The following is an 18,342-nucleotide window of genomic DNA, read 5'->3' on the forward strand; positions in this document are numbered from 1 at the left end:
CCCCGGCACCGGGCCACCGCGCCCGGCCTTAACGCAGGATCCCCGTCACCACCCCGTCCTTCAGCCAGCCGTCCAGCCAGGCCGCGATCGGCGCAGCGTCCGGATCGCCGGCATCCTCCAGCACATCGAAAGCCGCATCGAAGGCGGCGCCAAAGCTGTCCCCTTGCGCCAGCCGCGCCAGCGCCGCGTGTTCCGCCGCGCCGAGTTCGCGCACGCTCACCTGCCAGCGCGGACGCAGGACCAGCGCATGGCCCGGTTCATCCAGTGCACGGGGCGCTTCGGCATCGGCATCGCCGGCCAGCCCCGCCAGCCACATCGCCGCCACCGCCCAGCGCGATGCATGCAGACGGAGCGACGGATGCAGGATCGCGCGGCTGGCCTCGAATTCTTCCGGGCTCAGCTTCGCCATCACGGACGGCGGCCCGCCATCGGCAGACGCAGGCGTATCGGGCGCGTACCAGGCTTCGTGGACCGCCCATTCCAGCCGCGCCAGGTCGGGCAGCCAGGGCCGCGCGCCATCGCCGGAATCGTCATCGAGGAAACCGGCCAGCCCGGCGCCGAAGCGGTTCAGGTCCGGGTCCCGCGCCGGATGGGCGCGTCCGTAGGCGCGTGCCAGGGCATCGAAAGCAGCCTCGCCCAGTTGCCTGCGCAGCACGGGATAGGCGTTCGCCAGCGCGCGGCGCCAGGCGCTCGTCAGGTTGCCGCGGTAGATGCCGAGGCGGGCCGGATCGCCCTTCAGTTGCGGCGCCAAATCGTCGAGCCGGGTGCCGTCGGCCAGGGCCGCGCCGAAGTCCCGCTGCAGCCCGGCCAGCGCGTCCGCCGATTCCGCCACCGGCAGCGCGGCCTGCGGCACCGTGCGCGGCGCATCGATAAAGACGGCGGGTAGGGTCTCGGCGGCAAGCTGCTCGGCCTTCCTCGCCTCGTCGAGCAGCACCTCGAGCGCGGGCACCTCGGTGTCCCATTCGACCAGGGTCGGCACGGCGCCGAAGCGCGCCAGCGCCGCCTGGTAGAGCGCCCAGACCGGCGGGGCGACGCGATCGCCGTGGTGGTCGATGACGGCCAGGTCCGTCACCAGATGGCCGCCCAGGTGCAGTTCGCCGACCGTGCCCGGCGCCAGGCTGGACAGCGCATCGAGCGCCGTCAGCGCATCCTCGCCGTGGTTGCATTGGTTGACGTAGAGATTGTTCACGTCGAGCAGGATGCCGCAGCCGGTGCGGTGCGCCAGCGCGGCCAGGAACTCGGCTTCGCTCATCGCGTCGCCGGCGAAGCGGAGGTAAGTAGAAACGTTTTCGACCAGAATGCGGCGCTTCAGCACCGCCTGTACGCGCTCGACGCGGGCCGCCACCAGGCTGAGTGCCGCATTATCCAGGCGCAGCGGCAACAGGTCGTTCAGTTGGCGTTCGCGCAGCGCGCCCCAGCTCAGGTGTTCGGAGACGAGGGCCGGTTGTATCGCGTCGGCCAGCTGGCGCACGCGCTCGAGGTGGTTTTCCGAAAAACCCTGGCTTGAGCCGAGGCCGAGGCCCACGCCATGCAGGCTGAGCGGATAGTCGCGGCGCAGCGCCTGCAGCACATGCCAGTCCCAGCCCGAGCGGGCCAGGTAATTTTCGGTGTGCACTTCCAGCCAGCCGAGGGCGGGACGCTGCTCCAGCAGCTGGCGGTAGTGCGGGACGCGCAGGCCGATGCCGACGCCGCGCACCGGATGCGCCGTCACGGGTTTATTTTTTCTGCTGGGGCGGGTTCAGCTTGCCGCCGGATTTTTCGCAGCTGCCCTTGGGAACGGAACGCCATTCGGCCGGGTCGTTGTCGACCGCCGCCTGACCGGCGCAGCCGTGGGTGGCGGTGCCGCAGTCGTTCTGGCCGGCCTTGGCCACGCCGTAGCATTTTTCCTGTTCGCCCTGGGGCTGCATGTTCATCTGGCCGCCTGCCGACGCCTGTGCGGCGCACACGCTCGCGAGCGCGGCAGCAACAAGTGCCTGACGTTTGTTCATGGGGGGTCTCCTTCAGAATGCGTACACCGGCGGGGTCGGCCTTGTGTGGCTGCGCGTGGCAGCAATGGTGGCGGCTGGAGCGGGACTATTGTGCGGCCTGCCTCGCGCCGGGTACGTGGGGGTTTAACGCACGGGCGCACGTTTTGTTGACGCGCCCGGTTGATTTTTTTGTCGACGATTGCGCCGGCCGCGCTCAAGCCGTGGTATTGACGTTCTGGCCCAGGTGCGGCGGCAGGTTCGGTGCCGGCGACGCCGCCTGCACGGCGTCCAGCAGCTGGGTCGCGGTGGTGGCCTGGATGTCCTGTGCTTTCTTGAGCATGGCGATGCCGACTTCCTGGCGGGTGCCGGTGTCTGCAATGCTGGTGGCGAGTTTGGCAATACCCATGACGTCCATGACGGTCTCCTGTGTGGGGGCGGAATGCGGACCCGGTGCGGGTCATCCCATATTAACGTCCGGCCCGGGCAGAACTTTAGGATGCGGCTGCCAGGCGCCGTTTGAGCCAACGCAATATCGCGGCCGGCTGATCCAGGTCGAGCCAGGCAAGCTCGCGCGCAAGGTCGGCCGGCGCCGGCACGCTGGAAGCCACCGCGACCACGTGCGCATCGTCGGGATACAGGGCCGTGCGTCCGAGTTCGGGCCGGAACACCTCGAGCTTGGGAATCGGGGCCCATTTATAGCCCTCGACCAGGGTCAGGTCGGCCGGCGCCAGGCGCGCCAGGTACGCGTCCAGCGAGGGCTCGGGCGCGCCGCGCAACTCGTGCTGGATGGCGAAGCGGTAGGGCGAGGCGATCAGGACTTCGCCGGCGCCGGCTACGCGCAGGCGCGCGCTGTCCTTGTGCGGCGGCTCGAGCACGATGTCGTGGTGGCTGTGCTTGATGACGTTGACGCGCAGCCCTTCCGCCGCCAGCTGGCCGACCAGGTATTCCAGCAGCGTGGTCTTGCCGCTGCCGGACCAGCCGACCACGCCCAGCACCTCGCCGCAGGCGCGGCCGCCGCCCTCAGTAAGGGACACGGTAGCGCAGGCCGCGGTAATTCATCACGGCCGCTTTCGGCAACAGCTTCTCCAGCACCAGTCCCGGCGCGACCTCCTCGCCTTCGTGGCGCAGGGTCTTGTCGACCAGCAGCAGGCGGTCGGCCGGGTTGGCCGAGTACATGTAGCCGCCGAAGGCCACGCGCGGCACTTCGCGTTGCGTCGCATCGGGCAATTGCGCCAGGTAAGGCAGGCTGTCTTCCGGCGATGCTGCCGGCGCCTGGGCCGGCGTGGCCACAGGAGGACGTGCAGGCGCGGCGGACTCCCCTGCCCTGGCGACGGCGACAGGCGCGGCACTGCGCGTTGGCGCCTCGGCCACGTGTGCGGGACGCAGTGGCGGCGCAGGTGGCGCGGGCGGCGCGCTGACTTCCAGCGTGTTCGAGGCGGCGCCGGCCGCAGCGGAAGGCGTTGCCGATGCCTGCGCCGGCACCTGGGTCGGCACGGTCGGCGCTGCAGATTGGACAGGGAGCACCGGCGCCGCGGCCGGCTGGCTGGACGTGGCAGGCACTGCGGCCAGGGGCTGACCGGTGGCGCCCCCCGCGTCACGCAGCGCAGCCGTCGGCTGGCCGGAAGCGGCGGGCACTGCGGCAGGCACCCCAGCCGGCGCCGGCGTCCGCTGCCAAGCAAACAAGCCGCCCAGCAGCACCACCAGCGCGCCGGCGCCCAGACCGATCAGCAGCGGCCTGCGGCTGGCGGCAGCGCCCGGCTCGGCGGCCGGCACCGGCTGCGGCGCGTGGATGGTCGGGGCGTTGCCCAGCTGGCGCTCGGCCTGGGCCTTCTTCAGGGCTTCGAGGATGTATGACATATTATTTTCCCGTCCCGGCAGCCGCCAGCAGGCGCGGTTCGTCGACCCCGCTCAGCTGGTTCAGGCGCATGTAGGTGCGCGGACCGGCCACGCCGTCCGCCTTCAGGTTCTGTTTGGCCTGGAACGCGCGCAGCAGGCCGCGCGTCGACTCGTCGAACGGCCGCTCGCTGCGCGGCGCATCCAGCTTGTTCAATGCCGCCAGGCGGCCGGCGATCCAGTCCACGTCCGGGCCGGTGTCGCCGGGGTGGACTTCGTCGCGGAAACCCCGCGGCGCCTTCCACAGGGTCGTGAATTCGCCGTCGAAGCGGGTCGCCAGCGCACCCAGGCTGACCTTCTGGCGCTGGCCGTTGACGCTCAGGACCGCGCTGTCCGCATCCATGTTCGAGAGCACCGCGTAGCCGAGCTTCTGGCCGTCGTGCAGGGCGACGATGGCCGGGCGGTCGAGCAGGCGCAGTTCGTACAGGCCGCCGCGCCCCTGATAGCAGCGCAGGTTCAGCCTGGGCGCGCCCTGGCAGGGTTCCTGGGTCGGCAGCTGCTGGCCCCACAGCGTGCCGAGCTCGCGCAGGGCTTCGGTCTGGGTTGCCAGCAGCAGCGGCTTGCCTGAGGCCGGCGCCTGGGCCGCGGCTGCCGGCCTGGCTGCCGCCACCTGCTGCGCACGGGCCTGGTCCTTCGAAGCGCCGGGCGCAGCGGCCGGCGCAGTGGCCGGCACCGTGGCAGCGGCAAGCGGCGCGGACGGCGCCGGCGCACGCGGCACCGCCTGCCACGCCGCGGCACTGATCGCCGCCCCAGCCAGCACCCCGCCCGCCACCAGCGGCCAGCGCAGCGGCGCGCGCGGCGACGGCGCTTCGCCCGCAAACACCTCTGCGGCCGCGCGGCGCAGGATCTTCGGCGTCACCACGCTGCTGTTTTCGACATAGGCGCCGAGCAGCGCGCGGTCGCACAGCAGGTTGATGCGGCGCGGTACCCCCTGCGTGAGGCGGTGCACCAGCGGCGCCAGCGCGCTCGGAATCGGGTTGCCCGGATGCGCCCCCGCCACCGTCAGGCGGTGCGCGACGTAGGCGCCGGTTTCGGCTTCGGACAGCGGGCCCAGGTGGTAGCGCGCGATCACGCGCTGGGCCAGCTGTTCCAGCTCCGGCTGGGCCAGCATGGTGCGCAGCTCGGGCTGGCCGATCAGGATGATCTGCAGCAGCTTGCGCTCGCTAGTCTCGAGGTTGGTCAGCAGGCGCAGCTGTTCCAGCACCTGGGGCGACAGGTTCTGCGCCTCGTCGATGACCAGCACGTTGTTGTTGCCCTGGGCATGGCTTTCCAGCAGATAGCCGTTGATGGCGTCGACATAGCTCTTCACGCCCAGCGCCCCCGCCGATGCGGGCGGCAAGGCGATGCGGAACTCGTCGCAGATGGTCAGCAGCAGCTCCTCGACCGTCAGCTTGGGATTGAAGATATAGGCCAGCCGGCAGTTGTCGGGAATCTGTTCGATGAAGCAGCGGCAGACGGTGGTCTTGCCGGCGCCGATCTCGCCCGTCAGCAGGACGAAGCCGCCGCCGCTGCCGATGCCGTACAGCAGGTGCGCCAGCGCCTCGCGGTGGCGCTCGCTCATGAAGAGGTAGCGCGGGTCCGGCGCGATCGAAAACGGCGATTGCTTCAGATTGAAGTAATTATTGTACATACCCAATGACTTACCCTAGCGGCCCGGCGGCAGCGGTTTGAACTTCGCGCAGTATATTTTGCTTTTGCTATTGTAGTAAGCGATAGTGCTGCCGGGGGCGGATACTCGCAAAGGATATTGGGAACTATCTGCGGCCACATGCTTCACGCCGGCCACGCTGCGGATCGATTGCTCGAGCTGGTCCGGCGGCACCTCGGCCACCGCCGCCAGGAACACCAGCTCGCTGGTATCGTCGCTGACCATCACCTCGGTGACGGGTGCGCCCCACAGCGTGGCTTCGCCGGTGCGGAACCAGAAGGCCCCGCCCTCGTGCTTGTAGGGCGCGCCGAAATGGCTGCTCAGCCAGGAATAGAAATATTTGTTGTCGAGCTGGTCGCGGCACAGCAGTGCGCTGCCGATCACGGGACCGAAGGTGGACGGCTGCTGGTCCTGGGTGGATGCCGCGCCCGATAGAGATGACAGGAGCAGCGCAAGGAGCAAGGGCGCCGCCCGCGCCGGGGAATTCACAGCTTGGACAGCCATGCGCGGTTGGCGGCGATCTTCGCCTTCACCGACGCCGGCAGGGCATCGTAACAGCCGGGATGCTGCTTGAGGGCGTGCTCGCGCACCTCCTTCTCCATGCCATTGACGATGAATACATAGACGGCGGCACCTTCCGCATTCTTGCGCGTGCCCAGATAGCGAATCACGAATAGTCTCCTTTACGAGCCATCCATTATGACATTCGCCCCGCGATCCGGCCACGCGCGGTGCACGACCAGGGTTCAGGCCGAGGTGCTGCCGATCTCGCGATAGGTATCGTCGTTGCGCTCCAACCACATCTGCAGCAGCGCCCGATTGTCGTGCTGCCAGGGGTGGAAACGCGGCGACAGGTAGCCCAGGCCCGGCTTTAGCAGGCTCCACACCAGTCCGCCGCGGCCGAACCAGGTGCGTGCCGCGCTGGTCCAGGTGGACAGGCGCCAGACGGCGCGGTCGCGCCGCAGGTTGTGCAGGGTCTGCAGGCTGGTGTCCAGCCAGAAGGACACGCTCACGTGCAGGTACCACAGCACGCGGCGCCGGTAGCCGCCGCCGGCGGCCCGGTAGACGTCGAAGGCGACCGCCTTGTGTTCGAGCTCTTCGGCGGCGTGCCAGTTCCACAGCGTGCGCAGTTGCGCATCGGCGCCCTCCAGCCACTCGGGGTGGCGCAGCACATAGTCGGCCAGCATCGCGGTGTAATGCTCGAGCGCGCAGGTAATCGCCAGGCGGTCGCGTACCGGCAACTTGCGGATGCGCTCCACGCGCACCTTGAGCTTGTCTTCCATCGTGTACGGAAAGCCCTGGCGCGCCAGCTCGGCGTTGTACTGCTGGTGCACGTAGCGGTGGCTGGCCTCCTGGCCGACGAAGTCCTTCACCTCGGCGCGCAGCACCGGGTCGAGGATGGCTTCGGGCGGCGCCGCGCGGACGCTGTCGATGAACATCTGCTCGCCGAGCGGGAAGCTCATCGACAGCGCGTTCATGAAGGCGGTGCGATAGACGTCGCCGCCCATCCAGTGGCGCGGAAAGCCGCGGGACAGGTCGACGTTCAGCTTGCGGACGGTCAGCGTGGACATTTGTTCAATATACACCTGCACATCGCGCTGCACGCTTCACGAAAACCGAGGATCTCTTCGAAATCGGCGCCTTGCCGCCGCACCGCTCAGCCCCGCCCTTTTGCACTTCGCCCCACGTTTTTGCAGGTCTGTCGTTTTCCGCATGCAGACGAGCCGGGCTTGCCCTATCGTTCAGGCTCCCGGCTCCGCCGCCCATTTCAAACACAAGACGAGATCATGAAGACCGCACCTCAACGGACCACCATCGCCGCCGCCATCCTGTTGTTTGCAGCTGGCGCCACCATCGTCAGCCACGCCAGCTTCGCCCAGCCGGCGCAGCCGGTCCAGAACGCCGGCATCGTCACCGAACAGCGCCAGGTCGGCGCCTTCAGCGCGATCGAGCTGGGCGGCCCCTACCGCGTCGTCATCGATGCCCAGGCGCGCCAGGCGGTGACGGTGTCGGGCGAGCGCAAGCAGCTCGACGACATGGACGTCGCGGTCCGTGGCGACACCCTGGTCGTGCGCCCGGTCTCGAAGATCAGCTTCAACTTCAGCTTCAACAACAAGCGGCGCGAGCTGCCGACGGTGACCATCGGCGCGGCCGGCCTGAAGAGTCTGCGCATGAGCGGCAGCGGCGACGTCCAGCTCGACCAGGTCGGCGCCGAGCGCTTCAGCATCGTCAACACCGGCCCCGGCGACCTGCACGCGAGCGGCGCGGTGCGCCAGCTGGTGCTGGAAAACACCGGCAGCGGCGACCTCGACCTGCGCCGCATGAAGACGGGCGACGCCGACGTCAAACTGAGCGGCCCCGGCGACGTCGAACTGGCCAGCGTCGGCAACGAACTGGCGGTCCAGATGAGCGGCTCGGGCGACTTGCGCGCCGACGGCATGCGCGCCGCGCGCGTGCGGGCACGGATGCAGGGTCCGGGCGACCTCAAGCTGTCCGGCGCCGCCCGCGAGCTGCAGCTCGAAAGCAGCGGTTCCGGCGACTTCGAAGCCTGCGAACTGGCGGTCGAAGGCGTGCGCAGCGTGCAGCGCGGCCCGGGCAATGCCTGCATCGGCGGCAGCATCCGCAGATTCGATGCCGAAGTCCACGGCTCGGGCGAACTGCAAGCCCGCGGCCTGCAGGCGGCCAGCGGCCAGCTGCGCCTGGGCGGCCCCGGCAACGCCGAGCTGTCCGGCAGCATCGGCGAGCTGCGCCTGGACATGAGCGGCTCGGGCGACCTGAACGGCGAAAACCTCCAGGTCGGCAAGGCCGTCGTGCGCAGCCGCGGTCCGGGCGGCGTGCGCCTGCAGAACGTCAGCGACACCCTGGACGCCGACATGCACGGTTCCGGCGAGCTGCACGCCAGCATGTCCGGCAAGCGCCTGCTGCTCAGGATGGACGGCCCCGGCGACGCCCGCATCGACGGCAGCGTGGACCAGGTGAGCGCCCAGATCAACGGTTCCGGCAGCCTCGAAGGGCGCCGTCTGAGCGTAGTCCAGAGCGACATCTCGGTGCGCGGTCCGGGCAGCGCGGCCGTGAATCTGATCGGCAGCGACAAGGGCAAGGGTCGTGCGTCCGAGCGCGGCCAGTTGCTGATGGTGGATCGCAGCGGTTCTCACCGCGGCGGCGACTGAGTGTAACCGAGGACGCACACGCATCCTGCGTTCGGCCTTGTGCTAATGTAGGGGTGGCAATACTTCACCCCTATTACAAAAACAAGGACGTCCTCCATGAAGTTACCCAGCATTCGCGCGGCCGTGCTCGGCGCGCTGGCCTGCGCCAGCCTGGCCCAGGCCCAGAACACGGCCACCGCCCCGCAATATCCCGCCCTGCCCTCGGAGACCCCGGCGGAATTCGTTGCGCCGACGGCCGGCTTCAACTACACCAAGCGCAGCGTGATGATCCCGATGCGCGACGGCACCCGCCTGAACACCGTCATCATCGTGCCCAAGGGTGCGCAGAAGGCGCCCATCCTGCTGACGCGCACGCCCTACGATGCCGCCAGCCTGACCAGCCACGCCGAAAGCTCGGACATGGAATCCATCCTGAGCGGCTACGACAATGCCGCCGACGTGATCGTCCAGGGCGGCTACATCCGCGTGGTGCAGGACGTGCGCGGCAAGTACGGTTCGGAAGGCGACTACGTGATGAACCGGCCGCTGTCCGGCCCGCTGAACCCGACCCCGGTCGACCACTCGACCGACACCTGGGACACCATCGACTGGCTGATCAAGAACCTCCCCGAGACCAATGGCCGGGTCGGCATCATCGGCATCTCCTACGACGGCTTCCTGCCCCTGATGGCACTGGTGAACCCGCACCCCGCGCTGAAGGCGGCGGTGCCGATGAACCCGATGGTCGACGGCTGGATGGGCGACGACTGGTTCCACCACGGCGCCTTCCGCCAGATCAACCTCTCCTACATCATGGAGCAGGTGGTCACACGCGGCAATTCCGCCAAGTGGTATTCCACCAACTACGACGACTACGACATGTACATGCGCGCCGGTTCCGCCGGTGAGCTGGCGCGCCAGCGCGGCCTGGAACAGAGCGGCTTCTGGCGCAAGCTGGTGCAGCATCCGAGCTACGACAGCTTCTGGCAGCAACAGGCGATGGACAAGATCCTGGCCAGGCAGCCGGTCACGGTGCCGACCCTGCTGGTGCACAGCCTGTGGGACGCCGAAGACATCTACGGCCCGGTCGCGGTCTACAAGGCGATCAAGCCGAACGACAAGAACAACCTGGTGCACCTGACGCTCGGCCCGTGGAACCACGGCGGCGCAATCGGCGACGGCAGCACGCTGGGCGCGCTGAAGTTCGGCAGCGACACCGCCCTGTACTGGCGCCAGGAAGTGCTGAAACCCTTCCTCGATCGCCACCTGAAGGGCGATACGGCGGCCCCGCCGATCCCGGCCGTCACCGCCTTCGAGACCGGCACCAACAAGTGGCGCACCCTGGCCGCATGGCCGAGCGGCTGCGCGGAGGCTGGCGCCTGCGCGATCAAGCCGACACCGCTGCGTTTGTCCGCCGGCCAGAAGGCCGTCCTGAAAGGCACCGCCGATGCGAAGGCCTACGACGAATACGTGTCCGATCCCGCCAAGCCGGTGCCCTTCCGCCAGCGCCCGATCCCGCCCTACGGCTACGACGAAGCGAAGGGCCAGTCCTGGCCGCGCTGGTTGGTCGACGACCAGCGCGAAGCCTCGGGCCGCACCGACGTCGCGACCTTCGTATCAAGCGTACTCACCGCGCCGGTGAAGATCAGCGGCGAACCGATCGCCAACCTGGTGGCCTCGACCAGCGGCACGGACGCCGACTGGGTCGTGAAACTGATCGACGTCTATCCGGACCAGGTCGGCAGCCAGCCGGCGATGGGCGGCTACCAGCTGATGATCTCGGGCGACATCTTCCGCGGCCGCTACCGCGAAGGCTACGACAACCCGAAGCCGCTGGCCGCCAACAAGCCGCTGTCCTATCGCTTCGGCCTGCCGACCGCCAACCACGTCTTCCTGCCGGGCCACCGCATCATGGTGCAGGTGCAGTCGAGCTGGTTCCCGCTGTACGACCGCAATCCACAGACCTTCGTCCCCAACATCTTCCTGGCCAAGCCGGAGGATTATAAAAAGGCGACGCAGCGCATCTACCACAGCAGCTTCGTCGAGCTGCCGGTGGTCGAGACGGCCGCGTCTGCGGCGACGGCGGCGCGCTGAGCATGGCCGGCCTCGCGACTTACCACGGCAGCTGCCATTGCGGCGCGGTCCGCTTCGAGGCCAGCATCGACCTGTCCAAGGGCACGATCCGCTGCAATTGCACGCTGTGCACCAAGCAGCGCAACTGGGCGGCGATCGTGCCGTCCGCCGCGTTCCGCCTGCTGCAGGGCGAAGCGGGGCTGCTTGAGTACCGCTGCAACACGCGCACCGAGCAGCACTTCTTTTGCGGGACCTGCGGCGTGCGGACCTTCCACAAGGGCGAGTCGCCGCGCTGGGGCGCTTATGTGGCGGTCGGCGTGAATTGCCTGGACGACGCGACGCCAGAAGAACTGGCGTCCGCCCCCATCGCCTACCTGGACGGCCGCAGTCTCTGAATCATCAGCGCCGCGCCATCGCCTGGCCGCTGCCGTTCAGCGCCGGGTCGAGGTAGCGCACCATGCTGCGCACGTAGAAGGGCCGCATGTGGACCGGATCGGTGTAGATCGGCTCGCCGGCTGCGTTCACCGTCGGGCAGATACCGTTCTTGCAGATCGTGTCGACCGGATCGATCGGCACCGTGCCGGTGAGCTGGGCGATCTGCAGCAGGCGCCGGCGCGGTTCCGCGTTGTCGCTGTAGAAGCGGTCGACCCGGTAGACGGCCAGGTCGGTGCGCGGTTTCATTTCGCCGAAGCGCGAGCCGGTGATCATCGAGCGCGGGTCGAATTCGTTGCCGGAGGGCGGCTGCAGCACCAGGTAGACGCGCTTGCCGGCGGCGCGCAGGCGCGTGATCGACTGCTGCAGCGTTGCATAAGCCGCCTCGTGCGCCGGTTTGGCCGGGAAGGTTTGCAACTGCCCGCCGACCGGCATTTGCACGTCGGTCTGCCAGTCGGCGAAATACGCGTACCATGAGCCGGCGACGACGACGGTATCGACGTCCTTGCCTGCCGCCAGGCGCCAGGCGTCCGCCACCGTGGTGGTGCAGGTCGGGTAGCGCAGCCGCGGCAGGCGTACCGCGCCTTCGATCGGCATGCAGCCGCCCTGGGTCGCGAAGATGACGCGCTTGCGGTCGAAGCGGCCGTCGCGCAGGCCTTGCGCCACCAGCGGCGCATACTGCTCCATCACCGAATCGCCGATCAGCACCGTGGTGCCCTGCCCTTTGCCCAGCAGTTGCTGGAACAGCGAGCCGTGGTAGCGCAGCGGCTTCATGGCCGGGTCCGGAAAGCCGAGGTCGTTCAGCGCCCCCATGTAGCGCGCGACGGCGCTGGACGGCATGCGCTCCTGCAGCAAGCCGGCCTTCACCATCCCGCCCAGCACGCCGAAGCAGGCCATCGCCGCGACCAGGCCCTGGATCGCGCGGCGCCTGTTCGGCGACTTTTGTACCGGCCGCTCGATCAGGTGATACGTCAGGAAAGCCAGCGCCAGCGCCGCCAGCACCAGCACCGCCTTCATGATCGGAGACGGCTTCTCGCCCTCGATGATGTAGCCGAAGGACAGCAGCGGCCAGTGCCACAGGTAGAAGGGATAGCTGACCAGGCCGATCTTCACCATCAGCCGGTTGCCGAGCAGGTGGCGGTTGATGAAGGACTCGTTGCCGGCGGCGATCAGCGCGCAGGTGCCGAGCACCGGCAGCAGCGCCCAAGCGCCCGGGAAATTGCTCTGCCCCTTGATCAAGACCACGCCCAGCACCAGCAGCAGCAAGCCGATCCCGGACACCAGCCAGGGCTTGGGCAGCAGCGGACTGCGCTTGGTCATCGCGTAGGCCACCAGGCCGCCCGAGGCCAGCTCCCAGAAGCGCGTGACCGGCGAAAAATAGGCTTCGGCCGGCGCGTTGAAGGTGGCGTACAGGCCGTACAGGAAGGAGCCGCCCAGGGTCAGCGCCAGGAAGGCCAGGATGCCGAAGCGCACGCGAAAGCACAACGCCAGCGCGATCGGCCAGATCAGGTAGAACTGCTCCTCCACACCCAGCGACCACAGGTGCAGCAGCGGTTTGGTGACGGATTCGTTGTCCCAGTAGCCGGCCTCGCTCCACAGCACCAGATTCGAGACGAAGGCGGCCGCCGCGACGACGTGCTTGCCGAGCTGGGCGAATTCCTGCTGCAGCAGCACGTACCAGCCGAAGGCCAGCACCGCCAGCACGACGACGATCAGCGCCGGGAAGATGCGCCGGATGCGGCGCACGTAAAAGCCGCGGATGGTGAAGCGCCGCTGCTGCAGGTCCTTCAGGATGATCGAGGTGATCAGGAAGCCGGAAATGACGAAGAACACGTCGACGCCGATGAAGCCGGAGCGCAGCCACTTGGGCCATGCATGGAACAGCACCACCAGACCCACGGCGACGGCACGCAAGCCGTCGATGTCTGGACGGTAGGGGATCGTGTGCGCTGCGCCTGCTTTGAGCATGCCTGCCTCCCACATGACGTGTCCCGGCAGTCTTGCTCAACGATTATGAAGTGTCAATCGGACTGTCTATCGTGCGCATCAATGTATTTGCGGATAGCTATCGCGGCTGTTGCAGGACGGCCTGCAGCCCGCGCATCGAGGCGGCAACGGCCTCCAGCGGGCGCATGCCATCCGGATACTCTTCCTGCTCGAGCACGATCCACTCGGCCCCGCCCTCCCCGCGCGCCGCCGCGTAGACGGCCGGCCAGTCGGTTTTGTCCCGGCCGATGATCGGCGTCCCTGCGGTCCCCTCTACCAGCTTGGCCTTGAAATGCGAAGTGACGGTACGGCCGGGATAGCGCCGGATCAGCGTCACCGGGTCCTTGCCGGCGAAGACCGTCCAGCCGATGTCCTGCTGCAGGATGGCGGCCTGCGGCGTGCCGCCGGCGATCGTGTCCCACAGTGTCTGGCCGTCGGGCCCCGTCATTTCCTGCGCATGGTTGTGGTAGCCGATCCGCATGCCGAGCGGCTTCAGCTTGCCGGCCAGCTGCGCCAGTTCGCGCGCGATTGCAGCCGCGCCCTCGCGCGAGGCGCCGCGCTTGTCCCAGGCGATGAGCAGGTTGCGGCAGCCCAGGGTCCGGTAGAAGGCGGTGGTCTGCGCCAGGCGCTCGTCGACAAGCGCGGCGAAGTCGAGGTGGGCGCCGGCGCACTGCAGGTGCTGGGCGTCGAGGAAGGCGCGCAGGCCGGCCGGGTCCCTGGCGAAACGCCCGAATTCGCCGGCGAATTCCACGCCCTGGAAGCCCATCGCCGCCAATTTAGTGAGCGTGCCTTCGAAGTCCTGCTTCAGGTCATCCTTGACGGACCAGAGCTGGATGCCGACGCGTGGGGCAGATGCGGGTGCCGGTGCAGATACAGTTGTCGCCGCTTGCGCCAGCGACGAGGACAGGAAAAGGGCGAGCAGGGTCGCTGTGCGGCGCTTGAAGCGTCGAAAAGGCATGGCGTGTCTCCAGATTTTTTTGGCAAGTGTAAGATGAATAAGATAACCCATCCGTTTCTTTTTCTTGCCATTACCGACCATGACCATGCAGCCCGAAACCCGCACCACCCTGCGCCACGTTGTCCTGTTTGCCTTCAAGGACAGCGCCACCGTCGACCAGATCGATGCCATCGTCGCCGACTTCGGCACCCTGAAGGACCGCATCCCCGGCATCACCGCCTACGAATGGGGCACCAATGTCAGTCCCGAGGGCTTGAACCAGGGCTTCACCCACTGCTTCACCCTGAGCTTCGCCAGCGAAGCGGATCGCAACAGCTATCTGCTGCACGCCGCACACCAGGCCTTCGTCGGTACGCTGGGCGCCAGCCTGGAGAAGTCGCTGGTGGTCGACTACTGGGCGCAGTAAGCGGCATTCCTGCTTTTATTAAAATCCATACGCCTGTTTCATCGCCCTGTTATCGACCTTGCGGAAGCCCTTGGCATCGAGCACCCAGGCATCGAGGTACTGTTCCGGCACCTGCAGCCCGATGTTATTCAAGACGAGCTGGCTGGTGAGCGTGGCATCGCTGAAGGGCGCCGTGTTGCCCTGCTCAAATGGGACATAAAAACTGCCCAAATGATTAGGAACGTAGGCTTTCGGCTTCAGTACCGGCAGCGTCAATGAGGCGACCGGCTGGCCGCCGGCGCCGATCCAGACGTCGACCGCTTCCAGCCCCGCGTTCGCCATCGCTGTTTTCAGGCTGTCGAGCGGCTTGCCGTAGTTGATGCCATCGGTGATGTTGTCGGTGACGAGATCCTGGGGCGCACCGGAGTTGGTGACAAAGAAGGTCAATTGGCCATTGTCCGCGGTCTTGACGGTGAACAGGTAGCCGCGGTTGCCGCCGCCGTTCGGGAAGTCTTCCGCCACGCCGCCGCGCAGGTTGCCGTTCGCATCGGGCGTCGGCACCTGCTGCAGTTCGATGGGATCGTGCTGCTCCGGATTGAGCTCGTGCGAGCCGCTGTGGTTCCAGCGCACCACCCGCATCGTCACGTAGTTGTTGAGCACGATGGTTTCGCCGCCGTACACGGTCGTGCACTGCTTTTCCGGTACGCCCAGTGCCTGGTTCTGGTAGCAGGTGGTCCGGGAACCGACGATGGGCGCCCTGGTGATTTTCGCCCAGTAAGGTGTGTCGAAGCTGTGGTCGAAGTGGCTGTGCCCGGTCAGCAGCAGATTGATCGGGCTGCCCGGCCCGCTGCTCAGCACCTGGTTGATCTTGTCCACGGCCGGCCTGTCGATCGCCCAGGGCGCTTTGGTAAAGGCCAGGCCGCCCCCGCCGCCATAGAAATAGTCTTGCGGGATGCGCGACATGGTGCCATCCATCATGATGTTCACGTCGCCGATCTTGAAGGTCCAGTTGCTGATGCCGAACCAGGTCATGCGCACCTCGGTCGGCGCCACCGCCCCGGTGTTGGGCAGCAGGACGGTGCCCGGTGCGGTGCCGCCGCCGCCGTCCTCATCGTCCCCGCTGTGGCAACCGGGAAGCGCAAGCAGCAGCGCCGCCAGAATGACGGTCGAATGTGTCCAGGCCATGATCAGTGTCTCCGAATGGCATTGCCCAAGCCGGGTATGTTCGTTGGACTGTCCGCTGCCGAGACAAATCCAAGCCCAGGCTTGAGCCAGGCCAAACAGAAGAGCAGATGACGAGGCTGCGCCTGGACGCGCAGCCTCGCCGCGGCACTCAGGCCGGCGCCTTGGCCGACAGGCGCTTCAGACGTTCCAGCGCGGTTTCGCCGGCCGTCTCGGGCTGGCTCACCGACTTGCGGATCGCATCGAGCTCGGCCTGCTGGTCGAGCGGCTTCTGGCCGATGTCGGCGACGATGCGCAGGCCGGCCGCTTCGTTGCTGACGGCTTGCGCGCGGCGGGTCAAGGCATTCAGCGCGGTCGAATTGCCCTTCATGTTGCTCAGCCCGGCCAGCTGGCTCTGGCGCTCCATGCGCAGTTCCTGCAGCTCCTTCTGGGCCTTGGCGGCGGCCAGCTGCTGGATCGCCTTGCGCGCCTGGGCGTCGAACTCGGCCAGCTGCTTCGACAGCGCGTCGACGATCTTCTGCAGCTCATCCATGTAAGCGCGGGCGTCGGCCTCTTCCTGGATTTCCTGCGGCAGGCGCGCCTTGTTGGCTTCCAGCTCGTCGCAGAACAGGGTCACCGTGGCTTCCGAGATGGTGCCGGCGGCAAGGCGCTCGGCCAGCTTCTCGGCGGCGCGTTCGTCGCTGGCGATCAGGGTCTGCAGGTTGACCACGTCCTGGTGCTCCTTGTCGAAGGATGCGCGCGCCGTGGCCAGCAATTGCGCGGTGTCGCGCAGGGTGTCGACCAGGCGGTCGCGGTCGGCTTCGGTCGCGGTTTCGGGATCGAAGTTGGCGATGGCCTCCGAAATCCGGTCGCCCAGGGCGCCGAAGTGTTTCGACACCAGGCGTGCAGTCAGGCCCCATCCGCTTGCGTTGCTCATTGTTGATCCTTTCGTTGGTGAAGATGTCATTGAATGACGATACGTTCCTGCTCCATCGGGATGCCGATCACGAAGTCGACATGAATGCCGCGCTTCGAGGTGTCGCCATCGACGCTTTCGATGATCTCCGTGGTGATCAGTAAGTATTCGCGCCCGCCGCCCGCCAGTTCGCGCACATAGGGCATGAAGTAGATTTCCTGGCGCAGGCCGCGCACGCCGCGCGGATCGTCGATGCGGATCTCGCGGCCCGTGAAAGGCTGGACAAACGCGGCATTCGAGCCACCGGATGCCCGTACGCCGGCGTCGCGCACGTAGTCGAGGCGGTCGCCGTCGCCGAATACCGCTGCCAGCTCGGCCTCGCCCAGCGTGTCGGCGAGCTGCTCGCGCCACAGCGTGTAGCCCTGGTCGCCGAGGCCGTAGCCGGCCTGGCCGGTGTAGGCGTCCTGGTCGTCGGCGGTTTCCGGGATCACGCGTGCGAGCTGGGTGCAGTACAGGATCTCGGCGACCTTGCCGTCGTCCCCGCAGAACACCTGCAGGAATTTTTCCTTCGCGTCCTCGTCGCCCTTGTCCAGGTAGAGCCGGTACAGCTCCGTGTCGGGCTGCAGGCGCATCTGCGAGACCGCCAGGATGCGCGTGTCGCCCGCCGCCGGCATCGCGATCAGCGAGCCGTTGGCCTGCGCGCGGATGATCGGCGACTGCTGCATCTGCACCACGCTGCCGATGCGCGCGTCCAGCGGCACGCCCTCGTCCATCCGCGCCGAGCCCTCGGCCACGCCCTTCTTTTCCGCCATGCCGCGCACGTAGCTGAATACATCCTTCCAGGCCATCTGCTCAATTCCTTTCGAACGAATAATTCGGTTTGGCGGCGGCGCGGCGCGCCTTCGCACGCTTCCGGAGGCGGAGCACGCCCCAGACGATCAGCGCCAGCAGGCCCAGCCACAGCACGGTGCCGAGCAGCGAGCCGCCAGACGATGTTGCCGCCGGGGCTGCGGGTGCCGTCGTTGCCGTCCCCACGCTGCCGCCGACGCTGCCCGCGCCGGCCTGGTTGGCCAGGTCGCCGGCGGAACCGCTGGGCGTCGGGTAGTAGCCGCCGCCGTTGCCGTTGTTGCCGTTGTTATTGTTCGCATGCGCATTCGCCGCCGATTTGGCGATGATCGCGCCGGCGACCACGTGTCCCAGGCCGATGCCGCTACCATTGTTGTTGACGATGACCGGCGGCTGCGCGGGCGGCGCATTGCCGTAACCATAGCCTTGCGACGGCGGCGTGCGTCCGTCGCGCTGCTCGTAGGTCGGCGTCGAACGGGCACCGTTATCGCGTGCAGTACGCGCCGCCTGCGCCGCCCGCCGTTCTTCCAGCGTGCGGATTGCATTGGCTTGCGCGCGCTCCCGGTCCAGCTTGCGCGACATCGCCGAATCCGACCCGCGCGACCCGGAAGCCGGCGCCGAGCTGAAGGAGCCGAAGCCGCCGCCGCTCTTTCTCGACGCGCCGCTGTCGCTGCTGCTGCTGGACGCCTTCGACGCCGAGCGGCTGCTGAAGGAACCGTAACTACCCTTCGACGAGGACGAAGGCGACGGCGACGACGAACGCTGCGACGAGAACCCGCCCTTGAAGGACGAGGCGCCCGAGGGGCTGGCATCCGCCGGCATGGCCGCCACGGACAAGGCCAGGCTCAGCGCCATTGCGACATGTGCATACTTCGAAAGTGTCTTCAACATGGTCAGGAGGGCCGTCGAAAGTTAAAATCAGGATAAC

Annotated in this window: 19 protein-coding genes; 4 read left to right on the forward strand and 15 right to left on the reverse strand. The window is 67.6% G+C overall.

Annotation, left to right across the window (positions count from 1 at the left end; genetic code table 11):
- Positions 1–28: 28 nt before the first annotated feature.
- From bufB to NX782_RS05975, 9 genes are all read right to left on the reverse strand, one after another.
- Positions 29–1,711: an MNIO family bufferin maturase gene (gene bufB, locus NX782_RS26510; RefSeq protein ID WP_258844504.1), complete on the reverse strand. Its 1,683-nt coding sequence runs from the start codon at positions 1,709–1,711 to the stop codon at positions 29–31.
- 4 nt (positions 1,712–1,715) lie between these two features.
- Entirely contained in the window at positions 1,716–1,988 is a 273-nt protein-coding gene (locus NX782_RS05940; protein WP_258844505.1) for a BufA1 family periplasmic bufferin-type metallophore, read from the reverse strand.
- A 193-nt stretch (positions 1,989–2,181) separates the two neighbouring features.
- Positions 2,182–2,382 carry a YjfB family protein gene (locus tag NX782_RS05945; RefSeq protein WP_258844506.1) on the reverse strand — a complete coding sequence of 67 codons (201 nt, stop codon included), beginning with the start codon at positions 2,380–2,382 and terminating at the stop codon, positions 2,182–2,184.
- 76 nt (positions 2,383–2,458) lie between these two features.
- The gene (gene mobB / locus NX782_RS05950) at positions 2,459–3,001 is read right to left on the reverse strand and encodes a molybdopterin-guanine dinucleotide biosynthesis protein B (RefSeq protein WP_258844507.1); all 543 of its coding nucleotides are present in this window, start codon (positions 2,999–3,001) and stop codon (positions 2,459–2,461) included.
- Positions 2,988–3,824: a general secretion pathway protein GspB gene (locus NX782_RS05955; protein ID WP_258844508.1), complete on the reverse strand. Its 837-nt coding sequence runs from the start codon at positions 3,822–3,824 to the stop codon at positions 2,988–2,990. Before NX782_RS05955 ends, mobB begins: the two co-directional genes overlap by 14 nt.
- Before the next feature lies 1 nt (position 3,825).
- Positions 3,826–5,490 (reverse strand): ExeA family protein, encoded by a 1,665-nt coding sequence (locus NX782_RS05960; RefSeq protein WP_258844509.1) that lies wholly within the window; start codon positions 5,488–5,490, stop codon positions 3,826–3,828.
- A gap of 15 nt (positions 5,491–5,505) precedes the next feature.
- Positions 5,506–6,012, reverse strand: a complete 507-nt coding sequence (locus NX782_RS05965) for a hypothetical protein (protein WP_258844510.1) — start codon at positions 6,010–6,012, stop codon at positions 5,506–5,508.
- Entirely contained in the window at positions 5,994–6,179 is a 186-nt protein-coding gene (locus NX782_RS05970; RefSeq protein ID WP_047825655.1) for a hypothetical protein, read from the reverse strand. Before NX782_RS05970 ends, NX782_RS05965 begins: the two co-directional genes overlap by 19 nt.
- Before the next feature lie 75 nt (positions 6,180–6,254).
- Positions 6,255–7,079 (reverse strand): metal-dependent hydrolase, encoded by an 825-nt coding sequence (locus NX782_RS05975; protein WP_258844511.1) that lies wholly within the window; start codon positions 7,077–7,079, stop codon positions 6,255–6,257.
- A gap of 216 nt (positions 7,080–7,295) precedes the next feature.
- On the opposite strand from NX782_RS05975, the gene NX782_RS05980 reads away from it, so the two are divergent.
- The 3 genes from NX782_RS05980 (at position 7,296) to NX782_RS05990 (ending at position 11,125) form a co-directional block, all read left to right on the forward strand.
- Positions 7,296–8,678: a GIN domain-containing protein gene (locus NX782_RS05980; RefSeq protein WP_258844512.1), complete on the forward strand. Its 1,383-nt coding sequence runs from the start codon at positions 7,296–7,298 to the stop codon at positions 8,676–8,678.
- Positions 8,679–8,774: 96 nt separating this feature from the next.
- Positions 8,775–10,751 carry a CocE/NonD family hydrolase gene (locus NX782_RS05985; protein ID WP_258844513.1) on the forward strand — a complete coding sequence of 659 codons (1,977 nt, stop codon included), beginning with the start codon at positions 8,775–8,777 and terminating at the stop codon, positions 10,749–10,751.
- Positions 10,752–10,753: 2 nt separating this feature from the next.
- Entirely contained in the window at positions 10,754–11,125 is a 372-nt protein-coding gene (locus NX782_RS05990; RefSeq protein WP_258844514.1) for a GFA family protein, read from the forward strand.
- Between the two features lie 4 nt (positions 11,126–11,129).
- Here NX782_RS05990 and NX782_RS05995 read toward each other — a convergent pair whose 3' ends face one another.
- Positions 11,130–13,130, reverse strand: coding sequence for an acyltransferase family protein (locus NX782_RS05995; protein ID WP_258844515.1), 2,001 nt, complete (start codon positions 13,128–13,130; stop codon positions 11,130–11,132).
- 97 nt (positions 13,131–13,227) lie between these two features.
- Complete coding sequence (locus NX782_RS06000) at positions 13,228–14,106, reverse strand: sugar phosphate isomerase/epimerase family protein (RefSeq protein WP_258844516.1); 879 nt, start codon at positions 14,104–14,106, stop codon at positions 13,228–13,230.
- Between the two features lie 85 nt (positions 14,107–14,191).
- Here NX782_RS06000 and NX782_RS06005 point away from each other — a divergent pair, with 85 nt between their 5' ends.
- Positions 14,192–14,512, forward strand: a complete 321-nt coding sequence (locus tag NX782_RS06005; RefSeq protein ID WP_258844517.1) for a Dabb family protein — start codon at positions 14,192–14,194, stop codon at positions 14,510–14,512.
- An 18-nt stretch (positions 14,513–14,530) separates the two neighbouring features.
- Here the strand turns inward: NX782_RS06005 and NX782_RS06010 are convergent, their stop codons facing one another.
- The 4 genes from NX782_RS06010 to NX782_RS06025 form a co-directional block, all read right to left on the reverse strand.
- Positions 14,531–15,676, reverse strand: a complete 1,146-nt coding sequence (locus NX782_RS06010) for an MBL fold metallo-hydrolase (protein ID WP_258844518.1) — start codon at positions 15,674–15,676, stop codon at positions 14,531–14,533.
- Positions 15,677–15,824: 148 nt separating this feature from the next.
- Positions 15,825–16,589, reverse strand: a complete 765-nt coding sequence (locus NX782_RS06015; RefSeq protein WP_258844519.1) for a hypothetical protein — start codon at positions 16,587–16,589, stop codon at positions 15,825–15,827.
- Between the two features lie 26 nt (positions 16,590–16,615).
- Positions 16,616–17,416: a hypothetical protein gene (locus NX782_RS06020; protein WP_258844520.1), complete on the reverse strand. Its 801-nt coding sequence runs from the start codon at positions 17,414–17,416 to the stop codon at positions 16,616–16,618.
- Between the two features lie 4 nt (positions 17,417–17,420).
- Positions 17,421–18,269, reverse strand: coding sequence for a hypothetical protein (locus NX782_RS06025; protein ID WP_258844521.1), 849 nt, complete (start codon positions 18,267–18,269; stop codon positions 17,421–17,423).
- Positions 18,270–18,342: the final 73 nt, after the last annotated feature.

The organism is Massilia norwichensis (assembly GCF_024753245.1).
Classification (GTDB): domain Bacteria; phylum Pseudomonadota; class Gammaproteobacteria; order Burkholderiales; family Burkholderiaceae_D; genus Telluria; species Telluria norwichensis.